This is a genomic window from Bifidobacterium sp. wkB338 (genome assembly GCF_003688325.1).
GTDB lineage: Bacteria > Actinomycetota > Actinomycetes > Actinomycetales > Bifidobacteriaceae > Bombiscardovia > Bombiscardovia polysaccharolytica.
In genome coordinates this window covers 1-17,271 of the sequence record NZ_NPOR01000003.1, presented here as the reverse complement: position 1 = coordinate 17,271, position 17,271 = coordinate 1, and the positions used below count along the sequence as shown (strand labels likewise).

The following is a 17,271-nucleotide window of genomic DNA, read 5'->3' as shown; positions in this document are numbered from 1 at the left end:
CATGAGTATGTATGATGGTGCCCGATGAAGGGAGCACTCATGCGGCAATACACGGTGGCTGTAGCGGGAGCTTCGGGGTATGCCGGCTCGGAGATGATCCGTCTATTGGCGGCCCATCCAGCCTTTCAGGTTTGCACGGTCACCGGTCATGGCTCGGCCGGCCGGCTGTTGGGGGAGTTCTCGCCCAACCTACCGGAGTCGATAGCCTCGCTGCAGATTCAGGATACCGATCCAAAGATCTTGGCCGGCCACGATCTGGTGGTTCTGGCACTGCCTCACGGGGCTTCGGGTCCCCTGGCAGAGCAGATGGATCCGCAATCGCTGATGGTCGACCTGGGTGCTGATCACCGGCTGGAGGATCCGGACGACTGGCAAGACTACTACGGCGGACCTTTCTCAAGCCCGTGGACCTACGGGATGCCTGAGCTGCTCAATCCGGGCGGCGGTCGCCAGCGTCAGCTGCTTGGACAGACTCGGCGGATCGCTGGTCCTGGCTGCAATGTCACGGCAGTCACTCTGGCCTTCCAGCCTGCTTTGGCTGCAGGACTGGTGCAGACCGATGATCTGGTTGCTGACCTGGCGGTTGGCTACTCGGGCGCCGGACGCTCAGGCGGCAGAATGGATCTGCTGGCAGCCCAGGCCATCAATTCAGCCCATCCCTACTCGGTCGGAGGCACCCACCGGCATATCCCTGAGATTCTGCAAAATCTGCGCAAAGCCGCATCCGCGAACCCGAGCATAGGGGGTCTTGGGAAACAACCCATCCGCATGGGGCTGACCCCTATACTGGTCCCCATGTCGAGGGGGATTCTGGCAGTGGTCTCAGCCAAGCTGAGCACGCGTGGACGGAGCATGGGGTTGTCTGATGTTCGCGGAATCTGGGAAGAGGTCTATGCCGAGGAGCAGTTTGTCGATCTGCTCCCCGAGGGCAGGCTTCCCTCCACGGCCGATGTCTACGGCTCCAACCGGGCCCAGGTCCAGGTAGCTGTGGACCAGCGCGCTGACCGCCTCTACGCTTTTGCAGCCATCGACAACCTGACCCGGGGCACCGCAGGCCAGGCTCTCCAGGCCGTAAATCTGGCCTTGGGCCTACCTGAGGAGACCGGACTGACAACTATAGGAGTGGCACCATGAGCATCACCTACCCTGCAGGCTTCCGGACCGGCACCGCTATCGCCCATCGTCCGGGAGGCTCACAGCGCCGCAACCTGGCCTTGGTCGTCAACAGCGGACCCATCGACACGGCTGTGGGAGTCTTCACGCCCAACCGTTTCCGGGCCGCTCCGGTTATCTGGACCAGCAGGATCCTTGAAGAAGGCCGTGCCGGAGCCGTGGTCATCAACTCTGGTAATGCCAACGCCTGTACTGGTCCTGAGGGCCTGGACCAGGCCAGAGCCATGGCCGAGCGGACAGGAGAGAAACTAGGCCTGCCGAGCAATCGGGTCGCTGTCTGCTCCACCGGGATTATCGGTCATCTGCTCCATCTGGATTCCATATTGACTGGCATCGACCAAGCTGCCCAGGGGATGTCGTCCAGTCAGGAGGCTGGTGAAGCGGCCGCCAAGGCCATATTGACCACCGACACTTGTACCAAGACTGTGGCCGTGGACGGGTCTGGCTGGCGGCTGGGGGGCATGGTCAAGGGTTCCGGGATGATTGCCCCGCAGCTGGCCACCATGATCTGTGTAATCACCACTGACGCCATTCTGGAGCCGGAACAGGCACGTCAAGCCCTATCCGAGGCTTGCCGGCTCAGCTTCAACCGAATCGACGTGGACGGGTGTATGTCTACCAACGACACCGTCCTGCTGATGGCCTCCGGGGCCTCTGGTGTACGGCCGGACTCTGAGCAGTTCCAGGAAAAGCTCGGTCAGGCATGCACGGATCTAGCTCATCGGATCGTGGCTGACGGCGAGGGCAGCAGGCATCGGATCCGCATCCGTGTGGACGGTGCCGAGAGCGAGAATGCAGCCCTTGCCTGCGCCCGGGCGGTCTCCGGCTCCACGCTGCTCAAATGCGCTGTGGCCGGGGAAGACCCTAACTGGGGTCGAGTGGTATCTTCCCTGGGCACTGTGCCTGTTTCTACGGCGGCCTATGATCCGGCCCATGTGGATGTCAGCTTCAACGGCATCAAGGTCTGCCAAGGAGGTCGTCCCGGCCAGGACCCAGAGCTGGTCGACCTGCACGTTCCCGAGGTCCATATCGACATCGACCTTGGCCAGGGCGACAACCAAGCCACGGTATGGACCGATGATCTGACCCACGAATACGTGACCATCAATGCCGACTACCACACCTGACAGCAGGCCTGATCGGACGCAGTGCCGAGAGCCGCAGCAATCGGAAGATGGTCATAAGGAAGGGGAAGAGGATGGCGGATGACGAGCAGGATGCCGAAGCTGAAAAGGCCTTGGACGACGCCCGCAAGGCCCAGGTGCTCATCGAAGCCCTGCCATGGCTGGAGGAGTTCGCCGGCCAGCGAATCGTAGTCAAATACGGCGGCCATGCCATGGTGGACGACCATCTGCGCCAGTGCTTCGCCCAGGACATGGTCTTCCTGAGGCAGGTGGGCATGCATCCGGTGGTGGTGCACGGTGGCGGCCCGCAAATATCCCTCATGCTTCAGGCCTTGGGGATTCCATCAGTCTTTCGTGGCGGCCTGCGGGTAACCACTCCGGAGACCATGAAGGTGGTTCGCATGGTGCTGACCGGACAGGTAGGCAGGGATCTGGTCGGCGCCATCAATGCTCATGGTCCCATGGCTGTCGGCCTGTCAGGGGAGGATGCCGGCCTGTTCAGTGCGGCCCGCCGTACTGGCATGGCGGATGGCCAGCCGGTCGATCTGGGCCTGGTGGGCGAGGTCGTGGGCGTGGATGCCTCGGCCGTCGAAGACCTGATTGATGCCGGGCGGATCCCTGTCGTCTCCTCCGTGGCTCCTGACGAGCAGGATCCCACCCAGGTGCTCAACGTGAATGCCGACGCAGCCGCATCTGCTCTGGCAGTAGCTCTGGGTGCCCGGAAACTGGTCATTCTTACCGATGTAGAGGGACTGTATGCCAACTGGCCCCAAGCCGATTCCCTGGTCTCCAGCATCGGCGTGGATCAGCTCGAGGATATGTTGGAGGACATGCATGAGGGGATGCGCCCCAAGATGGAGGCCTGCCTGCAGGCTGTACGCTCCGGAGTGGGCGAGGCGCACGTCATCGACGGACGGCGACCGCATTCCATGCTCAACGAGATATTCACCCGCAACGGCATCGGCACGGTGGTCGTGCCGGGCCGGGAAATGATCATGAGGAGGAGCCATGACGAAGGCTGATGCGCCCACTGCCAAAACTGCTGAGCCCAAGAGGACTCCCGAAGGGCCGCAGAGCAGTCAATGGGCAGACCGCTATGACCGCGTCCATATGCAGGTCTTCGGACGCCCAGGCAGAGTCATGGACCATGGCCGAGGCGCCTGGATCTGGGACCTGGATGGTAACCGATATCTGGACATGATGGCCGGAATCGCGGTCAATGCCCTGGGCTACGCCCATCCTGCCTGGAACAAGGCCCTGACTGAGCAGGCCGGAAAGATGGCCCATATCAGCAACTTCTTCGCCTCCCAGCCTCAGATCGAGCTGGCCGAACGGTTGTTGGACCTGGCTCAGGCTCCGGAGGGGTCCCGCGTCTTCTTCGCCAACTCGGGAACCGAGGCCAATGAGGCGGCCATCAAGCTTGCCCGGCTGCATGGCGCTCGCATGGGCGGTCACCCTGGCCGGATCCTGGCTCTGACCCATAGTTTCCACGGCCGTAGCATGGGCTCCTTGAGCCTGACATGGAAGCCGGCCATCCGTGAGCCCTTCCAACCCCTGGTCCCGGGTATGGGCTTCCTGCCGGCAGAAGACGGCGATGCTATAGAGGAGGCCTTTGCACAGGGGGAGACCTCAGGAGAGCCGGTGGCTGCCGTCATTCTGGAGCTCATCCAGGGAGAGGCCGGGGTGCTACCACTGAATCCTGACTACGTTCGGCAGGTGCGTGAGCTCTGTAGCCGGCATGGGGCCCTGATGATTTTGGACGAAGTGCAGACCGGCATGGGCAGGACCGGTCACTGGTTTGCCTTTCAGGACCAGAGCCTGTCCGGGGGAGCCTGTCCTGATGTGCTCACCTTCGCCAAGGGGGTCGCAGGCGGATTCCCCATGGGCGGGATGATCACCTTCGGTCCTGGGCCATCAGGTCTGCTGACCCCTGGCATGCACGGATCCACCTTTGGAGGCAATCCTCTGGGATCGGCCCTGGCACTGACCACCTTGGAGACCATCCAGCGGGAGGGCCTGCTGGAACGGGCACGGCAGATGGGGGAGAGGCTGCGCGCTGGACTTACCGATTGCGGGAATCCCCTCTATAACCAGGTTAGAGGCAGGGGGCTGCTGGATGCGGTCCAGCTAAGCGCTCCTTGTGCCGGGGATCTGGCTTCCTGGGCTTTGGACCATGGGGTGATCGTCAATGCAGTGGCTCCTGATGCCTTGCGTCTGGCTCCGCCTTTGATCATTCAAGCCGACCAGATCGACCTGGCCGTGGATATCCTGTCTAAGGCTCCGGTCAGTCTCGGGAAGGGCTTGCGGCAGGATGGTCAGTGAGATCAGCCATCAATGACGTGCGTAATCATAGCGATAGGGAGGCAGAGATGAGCAACGGTTTGCGGCACATGCTGCGTGACGACGACCTCAACCACGAGGAGCAGCTGGAGGTGCTTCGACTAGGCATGGCCTTCAGGACTAATCCCTATTTATCCCAGCCTTACCATGGGCCTCAGGCCGTGGCGATCATTTTCGACAAGCCCAGCACTCGCACCAGGACAAGCTTCTGCGTGGGCGTTGCCCAGCTGGGTGGCTATCCCATGGTCATTGACAGCTCAGGCTCGCAGCTTGGCCGTGGCGAGCCTGTGGCGGACACCGCTAACGTGTTGACACGGATGACATCCACCATAGTCTGGCGCACCTTTGGGCAGGATCGGGTGGAGACCATGGCTGCCCATGCTACCGTACCCGTCATCAACGCGCTGACTGATTCTTTCCATCCCTGCCAGGTTCTGGCAGACTTCCTGACCCTGGCACAGCATCGGGGTGGGGTCGATGCCCTGGCTGGCATGACCATCGCCTACCTGGGAGACGCAGCCAACAACATGGCCAACTCCTATCTGCTGGGCGGGGCAGTGGCCGGCATGAACGTGCGGATTGCCGGCCCCCACGGCTTCCTGCCCGATCCAAGACTGGTGGATCAGGCGCGGATCCTGGCCGCTGAAAACGGCGGATCCATTCTGGTCACCACGGATCCGGTTCAGGCTGTCGAGGACGCCGACTGCGTCTTCACCGACACCTGGGTCTCCATGGGCGAGGAGGACCAGTATGAAATCCGCTCCCATCCCTTCCAGCCCTACCAGGTCAATACCGCACTTATGGCCCATGCCCGTCCGGATGCCCTCTTCCAGCACTGCCTGCCCGCCTACAGGGGTCGGGAGGTTACGTCCGAGGTTATCGACGGCCCACAGTCCGTGGTCTGGGACGAGGCTGAAAACCGGCTGCACGCCCAGAAGGCCCTGATGACCTGGCTGGTGGCCCGTTCCTGGGGTGATGAATCCCTTTTGCAAGGGGTGTGCTGATGCGTCCGACGACCAAGGTGGCCCGGCTGGATGCCATCCGCCAGGCCCTGAACCGGCATCGGGTCAATTCCCAGCAGCAACTGTCGGCCTTGCTGGCGGAGCAAGGCATCGAGGTGACCCAGGCCACCCTGAGCCGGGACCTGGACGACCTGCATGCCACCAAGCTGCGGTATGCAGACGGGAGTATGGCCTATTGGATTCCCGCCACTACCGATCAGCAGGCCATGGAGGCCGCTGCCGCCGAAGGGCCTGAGGTCGAGGGGGAGAACAAGACCGATGCTTACCTGGCTAAGATTCTGACCGGGCTGATCACCTCAGTGGCCAGGGCCCGCAACCTGCTGGTGGTCAGAACCCCGGCCGGCGCCGCCCAGTATGCAGCTTCCGCCCTGGACCGCCAGCCTATCAATGGAATCCTAGGCACCATAGCTGGGGACGACACGATTCTGATCATCGCTGCAGACGATGAATCGGCTTCATCCCGGGCCGACTGGCTGATGACCATCGTCTCCGGCCAGGAGGACCCCCGGGCCCGATGATCGCTGAAAGCACGAACTGAATATCTAAAAGTGTGAAATTAGAAGGAAAGAGGATCGCCATGACCGAAAACAATCGCATCGTGCTGGCCTACTCGGGCGGCCTGGACACCTCGGTGTCCATTCCCTACCTCAAGGAGCGCACCGGCAAGGATGTGGTGGCCGTCTCCCTGGATGTTGGGCAGGGCGGCGAGCGTCTGCAGACCATCCGCCAGCGGGCCTTGGACTGCGGGGCTGTCGAGTCCGTCGTGGTGGATGCCCGTGACGAGTTCGCCCGGGATTACTGCATGCTGGCGCTCAAGGCCAATGCCATGTACGAGGGCGTCTACCCGCTGGTATCGGCCATCTCAAGGCCGCTGATCACCAAGCATCTGGTTCAGGCGGCCCACCAGTACGGTGCCGACACCATAGCCCACGGTTGCACCGGCAAGGGCAATGACCAGGTCCGTTTCGAGGTCTCCATCATGTCCATCGACCCCTCGTTGAAGGCCATTAGCCCCATCCGTGATCTGGGATTGATGCGAGATGTGGAGATCGCCTACGCCAAGGAGCATCATCTGCCCATCGAGCAGACCGAGGAGAGCCCCTATTCCATCGACCAGAACGTCTGGGGGCGGGCCATCGAGACCGGCTACCTGGAGGATCCCTGGAATGGGCCCACCAAGGATGTCTACTCCTACACCGACGATCCTGCCTTCCCGCCGGTCGAGGATGAGGTGACCATCGACTTCGAGCAGGGCATCCCCGTGCGCATCGACGGCAGGGCTGTCACGCCTCTGGAGGCCATCGAGGAGATGAACCGGCGCGCCGGAGCCCAAGGGATCGGACGCGTGGATCTGATCGAGGACAGGTTGGTGGGCATCAAGTCCCGCGAGCTCTATGAGGCTCCTGGCGCCGTGGCCCTGATCACCGCCCACCAGGAGCTGGAGAACTGCTGCTTGGAGCGCGAACAGCACCGGATCAAGCGCGACATCGACAAGCGCTGGGGAGAGCTGGTCTACGATGCCCAGTGGTATTCGCCGGCCGTCCGCTCGCTGAACGCCTTCATCGAGGAGACCCAGCGCTATGTCTCCGGCCGCATCCGCATGGTCATGCACGGGGGACGGGCCGTGGTCACTGGTCGGCACTCCGACAGCTCCCTCTACGACTACAGCCTGGCCACCTACGAGTCCGGTGACAGCTTCGACCAGAATGCCTCCAACGGGTTCATCGCCATCTATGGCCTGGCCGACAAGGTGGCCGCCGCCCGTGATATGCGCTTCGGCAACGGCATCGCGCAGGACGGACAAGAGCAGTGAGCACCGGCGACAAGCCCATGGCTCTCTGGGGCGGGCGCTTCAGCGGAGGTCCCTCACCGGCGCTGGTCGAGCTGAGCCGGTCCACCCAGTTTGATTGGCGACTGGCCGATGACGACCTGGCCGGTTCCCGGGCCCACGCTCGGGCTCTCAACCGTGCTGGGTTGCTGGATGATGACGAACTGGCACGCATGGAGAAGGCCCTGGATGAGCTCCAGGACCAGGTGGATTCCGGCGCCTTCGCCCCTGAACCTGGCGATGAGGATGAGGCCACAGCATTGGAGCGGGGCCTGATTGACATAGCGGGGGATCAGCTGGGCGGCAAGCTGCGGGCCGGGCGCTCGCGCAACGATCAGATCGCCACCCTTATTCGGATCTGGCTGCGCCGTCACGCCCGGGTGCTGGCCAAGGATCTGCTGCGCACGGCACAGGCTCTGATGGATCAGGCCCGTGCGGCGGGTACCACAGTCATGCCTGGCCGCACACACATGCAGCACGCTCAGCCTGTCCTGCTGTCCCACCAGCTCATGGCCCATGTCTGGCCTCTCATCCGTGACCTGGAACGCCTGAGGGACTGGGACCAGCGTGCCGATGCCAGTCCATATGGATCCGGCGCACTCGCCGGCACCACCCTGGGTCTGGACCCACTGCCAGTGGCACGGGATTTGGGCTTTAGCCGAGTCTGTGCCAACTCCATCGATGGGACTGCAGCAAGGGATGTGGTGGCCGAGTTCGCCTTTGTCGCTGCCATGATCGGCGTGGATCTGTCCAGGTTGGCCGAGGAGATCATCATCTGGAACACCCAGGAGTTCGCCTTTGTCCGCCTGGACGACGGCTACTCGACCGGGTCCTCCATCATGCCTCAAAAGAAGAATCCGGACGTGGCTGAGCTGGCTCGCGGCAAGGCCGGTCGGCTGGTCGGGGATCTGGCTGGCCTGCTGACCACTCTCAAGGGGCTGCCGACAGCTTATGCGCGCGACCTGCAGGAGGACAAGGAGGCGGTCTTCGACCAGGTGGACACCCTGGAGGTCCTGCTGCCCGCCTTTGCCGGCATGGTCGCTACTTTGAGCTTCAACAAGGATCGCCTGGAGGAGCAAGCCCCCACAGGATTTGCTCTGGCCACCGACCTGGCCGAGTGGCTGGTCAGACAGGGGGTGCCCTTCCGGCATGCCCACGAACTCTCTGGGGCCTGCGTCAAGCTGGCCGAGGGTCGTGGTTGCGAGCTGGCTGACTTGGATGATGACGATTTCGTCAGGGTCTTCGCTGATTGGGTACCTGCCGATCAAGCCCCAGAGGTCCGTTCAGTCCTGACCGCCGGGGGAGCCGTGCGTGCTCGCCAGGGCCAGGGGGGCACTGCACCGGAGAGGGTAAAGGAGCAGATGGATCAGGCTGCACATGCGTTGGAGGAGCTGAAGACCTTCGCTGACTCGCAGTCTGATGGGCCTGCCTATCATCCGCCCAGGTGAGCTTTCTGGTTTCCGCCAGGCCGGTGTCCGCGTTAAAATTCCGAACGGCAATTCCCCAAGAGGGACGGCAAACGGCGAAAGGCGGCGGGTACATGAATCCGGTGGCACTGGTCCAGGCTTGGTGGGCCAAGGAGCACATCACTCTAGCAACAGAGCCGCCCGGCTCACGCCGAGGACTGTGTTCACCTCCGGACCAAGGCCGTGACCTGGAGCCGCTGACCATGCTGGTGGTGGGCGACTCCATGGCGGTCGGCTGCGGGGTAAAGGACCAGAGTCAGGGCTTCGTCCCTGACATAGCATCATGCCTGGCCACTCGGCTGGTGCGTCCGGTCTCCTGGTCGACCCAGGGTCGGCTGGGGGCCACCATCCGCAGGGTCCGCTACCGGTTCCTGCCCGCCTTGCAGGACTATCCTGATCTGCTGGTCCTGTGTGCAGGTTCCAATGACATCATGGCCAACCGCACCGATGAGCAGTGGCGGGATGACCTGGCAGCCAGCATCGAGCTGGCTAAAGACAAGGGCCGCCAGGTGCTGGTCCTCAGCTCCGGTCAGCTCTATCGGGATCCTGCCCTGGGCCGGGCGCTTAGGGTCGAGGTGGAGCGTCGGATAGCCCGCCAGACGCAGACCAGCCGTCGGGTCTGTCAAGAGGCTTCGGTGCCCTTCGTGGATGCTACCCGCGACGATGTCGGCACTGACCGACCCGACTTCTGGGGCATCGATCACTTCCATCCGGGGATAGAAGGTTACCGGCGCATGGCTGCCTGTGTGGTCGACCATATTCCCCAAGACTTAATTGATCAGTTGTCCGTGAATGCGCATTCCTGATTTGAATGCAACGATTGCTCTGAGAAGTTCCCGCTGGTCGTTCTGCCTTAGCGAGACGGTTAGCGGTCAATAGTCAATCAACAGCGGCTGATTGGCAATGAATAATCAGTCCGGCTTGGTCAGGCCTTGTTTGCGGCGGTCTGCGGGTCTGCCGTGTCGGTATCTGTTGCAAGAATAGTAGGGTTTAGCATACATTCATCAAATATTCGATAGGGAGTAGCCTCTCATGTCGCAGGTCACCGATTTCAGGCAGGCGGGTTTCGACTCGCTTTTCGACGAACTCAAGTGGCGCGGTCTCATTGCCCAGTGCACGGACGAGTCCGAGCTCAGAAAGGTGCTGGCCGATCCCTCGGTGACCTATTATTGCGGATTTGACCCCACGGCCCCATCATTGCACGTGGGCAATCTGGTCCAGCTGCTCAACATGCGCCACCTGCAGGCGGCCGGTCTGCATCCCATCGCCGTTGTGGGCGGGGCCACTGGGCTGATTGGCGACCCTCGTCAGTCGGGGGAGCGCACCCTGAATCCCAAGCAGACCGTGGCCGAGTGGACCGAGCGCCTTCGTGGGCAAATCGGTCGCTTCCTGGATACCGAGGGAGACAACCCCGTCCGGTTCGTCAACAACTACGAGTGGACCGGCTCCATGAGCACCATCGACTTCCTGCGCGATGTGGGCAAGAACTTCCGCATGGGCACCATGCTGGCCAAGGACACGGTGGCCCGCCGTCTGGACTCCGACGAAGGCATCTCCTTTACTGAGTTCAGCTATCAAGTGCTCCAGGGCAACGATTTTCTGGAGCTCTTTGACCGCTACGGATGCAGTCTGCAGCTTGGCGGCAGCGACCAGTGGGGGAATCTGACCAGCGGTCTGGATTTGATTCGCAAGGTGCGCAATGCATCTGTCAATGTTATGACCAGCCCGTTAATCACCGACTCCCAGGGCAAAAAGTTTGGCAAGTCGGAGGGCAATGCAGTCTGGCTGGATCCCACCATGTTCAGCCCCTACCGCTTCTACCAGTTCTGGTTCAACCAGCCTGACGACCAGGTGGTCAAGCTGCTGAAGACCTTCACCTTCCTGCCCAAGGCCGAGATTGAGCGTCTGGAGGAGAAGACCGCCCAGGATCCGGGCGCTCGCGAGGCCCAGAAGGTCCTGGCCTGGCAGGTGACCTCCTATGTGCACGGCGAGCATGCCGCTCAGGGGGCCATTGATGCCTCTGGTGCCCTCTTCGGTCGTGGCAAGACCCTGGAGGAGCTGGACGAGGATGTGCTGGATTCTGCTCTGGACGGGCTCAAGGTCGATGATGGTCAAGGCGGGCGAGCCCTGCCCGCAGCCAGCGAGGGCCAGCGTCTGGTGGAGGCCGGGGTTGCGGCCGGACTCTTCCGTTCAGTCTCCGAGGCTCGTAAGACTGTGGCATCGGGTGGTTTCTACCTGAATAACCAGCGGATCGAGGATCCGGATCAGGTATTGGGGAACAAAGACTTTCTGCATGGGCGCTTCGCCCTGGTTCGCAGAGGAAAGAAGGCCCTGGGCGCACTTGAGCGTCGGGCCGGCAAGTAGGAACGTAGGAATTAAGGACACTGATGGCAGAAGAACACAATCATTCCCGGGGCGATCGCGGACGGGGCCGGGGCGGTTCGCGTCCGGGCGGATTCCGGTCGGGCGGTCGTCGCTCTTCGGGCTTCCACAAGGGCGGTTCGCACTCGGGCGGATACCGCTCTGGCGGCTATCGTTCGGGGGGTCACCGTTCCGGCAACTTCCACAACCATGACGGCGAGGGCGGCGAAGAGCGCCGTTCCGAGAACAAGAATGACCAGCGGCCCTTCCGCGGGCGCGGTCACGACCGGTTCGAGCGCGACAATCGCGGATACAGACATGACCGTCAGGATGGTCACGGCGGCTTCCACAGGGATTCCGACCGTGACCGCCACGGCCGTCGGCAGGATGGCGACCGTCCACGTCGCGACTTCCATGCCAACGGGAATGGCGGATATGGGCATCGTGATCGTGACAACAACCGCGGTCGGTCGGGGTATGGCTACCAGCGGCATGACCGTGACCGTGATCGTAGCCAGGGTTTCCACGGGGACCGCCGTCGGGATGACGACCGGAGGTTTGATCGTCGGCAGGATGAGCGGTCCGGTGGGGATCGCCCCTGGAACAACCGCTCCCGTGATGACCGTCCACGCCAGGACCGTTCACATGGGGATCGTCCCTACGGTAACCACTCCTATGGCGATCGTTCCCGTGATGATCATCGTCAAGGGGGCTATCGGGGCGACCGTTCCCGTGGTGACAGGTATCAGGGCCAGCATGGCCGTGATGACCGTCGTCGTGACGCTTATCGCCATGACGACCGCCGCGGGGCCTATCAGCGTGACCGCCAGAATGGCTATGACCGTGGTCGCCGCAACTCTGACGGGACCATCTCCTACCCCTCGCAGAACCCCTACACTGATCGTCGGCCTGGCGAGCCCAAGATGCCCAAGGGCCTGGAATGGTCCATGCTCTCCAAGGATGATCGCCTGCGCCTGCGCGGACTGAGCAAGGAGCACGCAGAGAACATCGGCCTGCACATCCTGGCCGCCTATGCCTTGGAAGAGACTGATCCCCAAGGTGCTCTGGCCCATGCTAAGTGGGCTGCTCGGCAGGCTTCGCGGATCGATCTTGCCCGTGAGACGTTGGCGCTGGTGGCCTACCGTCAGGGCGATTACAAGCTGGCCTTGAAGGAGTTCCGCACTGCACACCGCATGAACGGCTATTCTGATTACCTGCCTTTCATCGCCGACTGTGAACGTGGTCTGGGCAATCCTCGCAAGGCCATTGAGGAGGCTACCTCCGAGGAGGGCAGCCAGCTGCAGGGCGAGTCCAAGGCGGAGATGTTCTTGGTTTATGCCGGAGCACTGGGCGATTTGGGCTTGTGGGATAAAGCCATCGAGACTGTTCAGGCCCTGGCCAAGGCCCGCGGGCTCAGCGGTGACTATCGGATGCGTGCCGTGCAGGCCGAGCAGAACTTCCTTGAACAGGCTGGTCGCAGCCAGGAGGCTCTGGAGTTGGAACCCCTACTGGATCGGCTGGAAGCGGAGTATGCCGACGAGGATGAAGACGAAGATAGCCAGAAGGACGGACAGTCCGAGGAGATCCTGATTGACTACGACCTGGAGCACCTGGATTCGGCCATGATGGAGGAGCTCTCCATTGACCCGGATGGCGGTGAGAACGACTCGGATGAGGATGAGACTGAAGATGCCGAGTCTAATGCCACTAATGCGTCTGATCAGGGTGCTGACGACAGTAAGGGTGAGGAATCTCCCGAATCGGTAGCTTCGAACGATTCAGTTGACTCAACGGATTCAGTCGACACAGATGACTCAACTGACTCGACTGGCACATCTGACGCAGTTGATTCAACTGGTTCGTCTGGCTTAGTTGGTTCATCTGAAATGTCGGAATCTGAAATGTCGGAATCATCAGATGCTGTGGAGCAATCCAAGCAAGAGCCTTCTCACCTTAATGCAGAAACTTCGGACGATGGTTCTCAAAGCAATCAAGCTGGTGACGAAACCGGCACGGCGGTTGCCGATAAATCAGTTGCTGACGATAGTGATGTGAATGTCCAGGATGCAGGATCCGATGCGGACACTACCGATGATCAAAATGAGCAGGTCAGGGATGCGCAGGTCAAGGAATCCGGTACATCTGATGAAGACAGGGCTGAATAGTGACAGTCTTTCTCAAAGGGACTGATGACGCTCCGGCAAAGACCTACCGTCTGGCTCTACTGGACTTGGACGGGGTGGTCTACCGGGGCGCTGACCCTGTAGAGTATGCGGCCGAGGGCATTGACCGTGCTCAGATGCTTGGCATGCGCATGGCTTACACCACCAACAATGCATCCCGGTTCCCGCATGTGGTGGCTGATCAACTGCGCGGTTTCGGTTTGACCTTGGACGATGGCCAGGTCATCACCTCTGCCGTCGTTGCGGCACGAATGCTGCGCAGACACCTGCAGGATGGCGCCAGGGTACTGGTCATTGGATCCGATCATCTACGAGATCAGATCCGCCTCAATGGGATGGTGCCTGTAGACAAGGCTGCAGATCAGCCAGAGGCCGTCATCCAGGCTTGGTATCCCGAGTTGAGTTGGCAGGACCTGGCCCAGGCTGCCTTTGCCATCGAAAACGGTGCACGTTACTTCACTACCAACAAGGATCAAACCCTGCCCCGCGAAGGTGGTATGGCACCAGGCAATGGAGCCATGCTCCAACCGGTGATTCTGGCTACTGGCAAGCAGCCGGAGGACTCGGCCGGCAAGCCGGAATCGGCCATGTATGACGAGGCTCGACAGCTGTTGGCCGATAGCCAGGAGAAGAACTTGGACGTTGACCGATGCCTGCCTGTAGGTGATCGTCTGGACACCGACATCGAGGCAGCTAACAGGGGCGGGTACGACTCCATGGTCGTCCTGACAGGCGTGGCCCGAACCCCCGCCATTCTGACTGCACCTGCCAAGTTGCGGCCGACCTATCTGGCTGAAGACCTGCGCGGCCTGACTATGCCACAACCCCAACCCAGTAAGGAAGCAGACCAGACCTGGCACTGCGGCGGTCAAACCGCAAAAGTAGATGATGACGGGCATGTCGCCCTGCGTGCTCTTGAGGGCGGCGGCGATCCCCTGTCAGATCTGGATGCTGTGCGAGCCTGTGCCTGTGCGCTCTGGGAGTACCAGGATCGCGGCGGGGACATGGACTCGCTGGATTTGCCCGCCTTCGTTGTAGGGGCATAACGGCCATGTCGGAAGATGTCAAGTCTGGACAGCTCGGAGCGAGTGGATCATCCCAGGAATCAAATCACTGCGGGCCGCATGAGCAGTCCGGCCAGACTGAGCAGCCTGTAGAGCATGAGCCTTCTAGACGGTTCTCACAGGCAGATGATGAGGATACGACTGCATCAGCACCTGAAGAGCCCATGGATAAGCAAGCCATGGCCCCTCTTTTGGAGCGTTTTCCTGATTTGGCTCAATTGGACAATCTGGACGATGCCCAACAGGTTGAGCTGCTCGGCAAGGTGCTGGCCGGGCTCCAGCAGGACCTGAACCGGGAGGGTCAGTGAACGATGAGGACACGGTCGTCAGCGCAGGGGCCGGTCATAGAAGAACCGTGGCTCTCACCCGCGATCGGCTTGACCGCATCCTGTCTGCGCAGGGGCTGACGGATTCGCGTGCCAGAGCCCAGGCTCTGATTCGTCAGGGTCGGGTTACGGTCAACGATCATCCGGCATCGAGGCCTTCTCAGAGCGTCCAGCCAGGCGATGTGATTCTTCTGGACCCGGGCGATGACTATGCTTCAAGGGGGGCGTTGAAGCTGGAGGGTGCCCTGGCGGCTTTTGCGGCGCAGGGAATGCCTGGTCCGTGTGACAGGCTTTGCCTCGATATCGGGGCTTCCACGGGCGGTTTCACTGACGTTCTGCTCAGACATGGTGCGAGGCGTGTTATCGCCCTTGATGTGGGCCACGGACAGTTGTTGGAACGGATTGCCGCTGATCCTAGGGTGATTGACATGAGCGGTGTCAACATACGCGAAGTCCAGTCGGGAGACCTGCCGTATTGCCCGGAATATGTGGTCTCGGATGTGTCCTTCATCTCGCTGACCTATGTCATTCCTGTCCTGCCTAGGTTGCTCGCGCCTGCTGCCAACTGCTTGCTGCTGGTCAAACCCCAGTTCGAGGTCGGACGTAGCCTGCTGGGCCATCATGGCATAGTGACGGACGAGGACCGCAGGCAAGAGGCCCTGGAGCGCGTCTTGGCCTGTGCACGTGAGCATGGATTTGCTGTCCGAGCTACCATGCCATCGCCCATAACCGGAGCCCATGGCAACGTTGAATATCTGCTCTGGTTGTCTTGGTCACAGTCGGCCTGAAGCCTGCGGTTTCCTGCTTCCTTCGCGACACACCAGGCTGGACAGAATCCACAATTGCGGTAGTATAAATGAGTTGTCAAAAACGAGTTCCTCGTCAAGATGACATGCGCCAGTAGCCCAACGGATTAGAGCAGCTGACTACGGATCAGCAGGTTGCAGGTTCGAATCCTGTCTGGCGCACCACACGAAAGCCCTACAGCCACAAAGGCTGCGGGGCTTTTTGCTTAGGGAATTCTCCCACAATTCGCTTTTTGTGTGACATTTGAGTGACAAAAGTCCTCGCAAAAGAAACCCCCGCTGAAGCGGGGCCGACCAGTTGCCTTATTCGAACAGGCTCCACATGCTAAATGTGGTCTTTTGGTATACCTCGTTGTGAGCGGCTTTCGTCGGGTTCCTTACCAAGCCCACGCCCTTCTTCTTGTATCAGGGCCTTATGGCTTTCTTCACTGGCTCTTCGACTTTGCCTTGGCCCATGCTGAGCTAGCGTCTGGAGCTGTGGGTACGCATGCGGCACTTTATTGGAACAGATGCTCTCATTCGTGTTTATCCGAGGGGGCCAGATACCAGGCTGTGGCGAGCACTTCAAGTATTAACTTTCCTTGTACTTTGGCACCAAGACCGATATCCGTTGGCAGGCTCTAATCTCGGGGGTACGTGGAATTCGGTAGAGTTGTTAAGCAACTCCTCGTTCCATAGTGTGCCGTCTTTTTGGATGCGCTTACATAGGTTGCTTGAACTTATGCCGAAAGAATAGTATATGCGGTTCGTGAGTTTCGGAGTTGTTGAGACTGTCAGGTTAAGCGCAATAAGGTGACCTTTTTTTACTTGAGCTTGGTAGGATTCGGTGCATTGCACGTTCAGATCGATTACAGCGACAGTCCAAGACGCCAGACCCTCGGCACTCTCGACGATGAAGTTAACTTCGTCATTTACATGGTTGAAAACATTGCCTCTACTATTTTTCTTCGGTTCTGCGAAGTATCTGCTGTTTAGTTTATTGGTTGAGTTGTAGTGCTGGTGGCTGCACCGTAGCTAACATAACCAGTGCAAGAGTCAACGCGGCTGTGCTGGCAGCGACTAGCTTCCACGGTTTATCTCTCTGTTTGCTGTGACTATCAGTAGATTATTTAGCCGTTCTGCAGAAAGGCATAGTTGATTTGGCTGCCAATTTGCATTGTGATACTAGCGGTTTGAGTAAAGTATCTGTGGGTAGTCTTGGATGATCTAGAGGGCACGTCGCGCTCATACACGATTTGATAGGAATTTTCTTGGTATATGGTTTCATCTGCGTGGTATTCGACTGACTCTAAGATCTTGAGTTCAGTTTTCTCATTGTGCTAGGTCCTCCAGGCGTAGCTCGTGCACTCCCGATTGGGTGATGTCGGCATGCTAGCAGTAGACGAATTCGTGGACGAGCTAGTAGCGTGTCAGCAGTAATTGAGTATCCGATTGATGAGGATGGTCCCGCGGGTTTTGTCGTGAAGTCATTCATGCTTTCCTATTGGAGTGTTTTGCCAATGGTTATGTTGAACCACAGGTTCAGCTTTAAATCACCATCACCGCCAAAATGTTATCAGTAAAGAGAAAATAATGCGG

General features: G+C 60.4%; 14 protein-coding genes and 1 tRNA gene. All 15 read left to right on the top strand.

Annotation, left to right across the window (positions count from 1 at the left end):
- Nucleotides 1-39: 39 nt before the first annotated feature.
- The 15 genes from argC to CI603_RS00805 all read left to right on the top strand — a co-directional run bounded on the left by argC (nucleotide 40) and on the right by CI603_RS00805 (nucleotide 15,858).
- Nucleotides 40-1,134 (top strand): N-acetyl-gamma-glutamyl-phosphate reductase, encoded by a 1,095-nt coding sequence (argC, locus tag CI603_RS00870; RefSeq protein WP_121912667.1) that lies wholly within the window; start codon nucleotides 40-42, stop codon nucleotides 1,132-1,134.
- Nucleotides 1,131-2,300, top strand: coding sequence for a bifunctional glutamate N-acetyltransferase/amino-acid acetyltransferase ArgJ (gene argJ, locus CI603_RS00865; protein ID WP_121912666.1), 1,170 nt, complete (start codon nucleotides 1,131-1,133; stop codon nucleotides 2,298-2,300). Before argC ends, argJ begins: the two co-directional genes overlap by 4 nt.
- Nucleotides 2,301-2,371: 71 nt before the next feature.
- Nucleotides 2,372-3,319 (top strand): acetylglutamate kinase, encoded by a 948-nt coding sequence (gene argB / locus CI603_RS00860; protein WP_121912665.1) that lies wholly within the window; start codon nucleotides 2,372-2,374, stop codon nucleotides 3,317-3,319.
- A complete protein-coding gene (locus CI603_RS00855) occupies nucleotides 3,306-4,619 on the top strand; it encodes an acetylornithine transaminase (RefSeq protein WP_121912664.1) in 1,314 nt (437 codons plus the stop codon). The genes argB and CI603_RS00855 overlap by 14 nt, the downstream gene beginning before the upstream one ends.
- Nucleotides 4,620-4,666: 47 nt before the next feature.
- Nucleotides 4,667-5,641, top strand: a complete 975-nt coding sequence (gene argF, locus CI603_RS00850; protein ID WP_121912689.1) for an ornithine carbamoyltransferase — start codon at nucleotides 4,667-4,669, stop codon at nucleotides 5,639-5,641.
- On the top strand, nucleotides 5,641-6,177 hold the full coding sequence (locus tag CI603_RS00845; RefSeq protein WP_121912663.1) for an arginine repressor: 537 nt from the start codon (nucleotides 5,641-5,643) through the stop codon (nucleotides 6,175-6,177). Before argF ends, CI603_RS00845 begins: the two co-directional genes overlap by 1 nt.
- Before the next feature lie 59 nt (nucleotides 6,178-6,236).
- Complete coding sequence (locus CI603_RS00840) at nucleotides 6,237-7,472, top strand: argininosuccinate synthase (RefSeq protein ID WP_121912662.1); 1,236 nt, start codon at nucleotides 6,237-6,239, stop codon at nucleotides 7,470-7,472.
- A 17-nt stretch (nucleotides 7,473-7,489) separates the two neighbouring features.
- On the top strand, nucleotides 7,490-8,935 hold the full coding sequence (argH, locus tag CI603_RS00835; RefSeq protein ID WP_121912688.1) for an argininosuccinate lyase: 1,446 nt from the start codon (nucleotides 7,490-7,492) through the stop codon (nucleotides 8,933-8,935).
- A 92-nt stretch (nucleotides 8,936-9,027) separates the two neighbouring features.
- The gene (locus CI603_RS00830; protein ID WP_121912661.1) at nucleotides 9,028-9,759 is read left to right on the top strand and encodes an SGNH/GDSL hydrolase family protein; all 732 of its coding nucleotides are present in this window, start codon (nucleotides 9,028-9,030) and stop codon (nucleotides 9,757-9,759) included.
- Between the two features lie 226 nt (nucleotides 9,760-9,985).
- Complete coding sequence (gene tyrS / locus CI603_RS00825) at nucleotides 9,986-11,317, top strand: tyrosine--tRNA ligase (protein WP_121912660.1); 1,332 nt, start codon at nucleotides 9,986-9,988, stop codon at nucleotides 11,315-11,317.
- A gap of 23 nt (nucleotides 11,318-11,340) precedes the next feature.
- Complete coding sequence (locus tag CI603_RS00820) at nucleotides 11,341-13,479, top strand: helicase (protein ID WP_183122181.1); 2,139 nt, start codon at nucleotides 11,341-11,343, stop codon at nucleotides 13,477-13,479.
- A complete protein-coding gene (locus CI603_RS00815; protein WP_121912659.1) occupies nucleotides 13,479-14,543 on the top strand; it encodes an HAD-IIA family hydrolase in 1,065 nt (354 codons plus the stop codon). The genes CI603_RS00820 and CI603_RS00815 overlap by 1 nt, the downstream gene beginning before the upstream one ends.
- 5 nt (nucleotides 14,544-14,548) lie before the next feature.
- On the top strand, nucleotides 14,549-14,869 hold the full coding sequence (locus CI603_RS08900) for a hypothetical protein (protein ID WP_147438253.1): 321 nt from the start codon (nucleotides 14,549-14,551) through the stop codon (nucleotides 14,867-14,869).
- Between the two features lie 47 nt (nucleotides 14,870-14,916).
- Nucleotides 14,917-15,675 (top strand): TlyA family RNA methyltransferase, encoded by a 759-nt coding sequence (locus tag CI603_RS00810; protein ID WP_183122183.1) that lies wholly within the window; start codon nucleotides 14,917-14,919, stop codon nucleotides 15,673-15,675.
- A gap of 106 nt (nucleotides 15,676-15,781) precedes the next feature.
- Nucleotides 15,782-15,858, top strand: a tRNA-Arg gene (locus CI603_RS00805).
- Nucleotides 15,859-17,271: the final 1,413 nt, after the last annotated feature.

What these genes read in the sequence shown, in the direction of transcription:
- argC (WP_121912667.1), top strand. Translation starts at nt 40, where the DNA reads ATGCGGCAATACACGGTGGCTGTAGCGGGAGCTTCGGGGTATGCCGGC.
- argJ (WP_121912666.1), top strand. Translation starts at nt 1,131, where the DNA reads ATGAGCATCACCTACCCTGCAGGCTTCCGGACCGGCACCGCTATCGCC.
- argB (WP_121912665.1), top strand. Translation starts at nt 2,372, where the DNA reads ATGGCGGATGACGAGCAGGATGCCGAAGCTGAAAAGGCCTTGGACGAC.
- CI603_RS00855 (WP_121912664.1), top strand. Translation starts at nt 3,306, where the DNA reads ATGACGAAGGCTGATGCGCCCACTGCCAAAACTGCTGAGCCCAAGAGG.
- argF (WP_121912689.1), top strand. Translation starts at nt 4,667, where the DNA reads ATGAGCAACGGTTTGCGGCACATGCTGCGTGACGACGACCTCAACCAC.
- CI603_RS00845 (WP_121912663.1), top strand. Translation starts at nt 5,641, where the DNA reads ATGCGTCCGACGACCAAGGTGGCCCGGCTGGATGCCATCCGCCAGGCC.
- CI603_RS00840 (WP_121912662.1), top strand. Translation starts at nt 6,237, where the DNA reads ATGACCGAAAACAATCGCATCGTGCTGGCCTACTCGGGCGGCCTGGAC.
- argH (WP_121912688.1), top strand. Translation starts at nt 7,490, where the DNA reads ATGGCTCTCTGGGGCGGGCGCTTCAGCGGAGGTCCCTCACCGGCGCTG.
- CI603_RS00830 (WP_121912661.1), top strand. Translation starts at nt 9,028, where the DNA reads ATGAATCCGGTGGCACTGGTCCAGGCTTGGTGGGCCAAGGAGCACATC.
- tyrS (WP_121912660.1), top strand. Translation starts at nt 9,986, where the DNA reads ATGTCGCAGGTCACCGATTTCAGGCAGGCGGGTTTCGACTCGCTTTTC.
- CI603_RS00820 (WP_183122181.1), top strand. Translation starts at nt 11,341, where the DNA reads ATGGCAGAAGAACACAATCATTCCCGGGGCGATCGCGGACGGGGCCGG.
- CI603_RS08900 (WP_147438253.1), top strand. Translation starts at nt 14,549, where the DNA reads ATGTCGGAAGATGTCAAGTCTGGACAGCTCGGAGCGAGTGGATCATCC.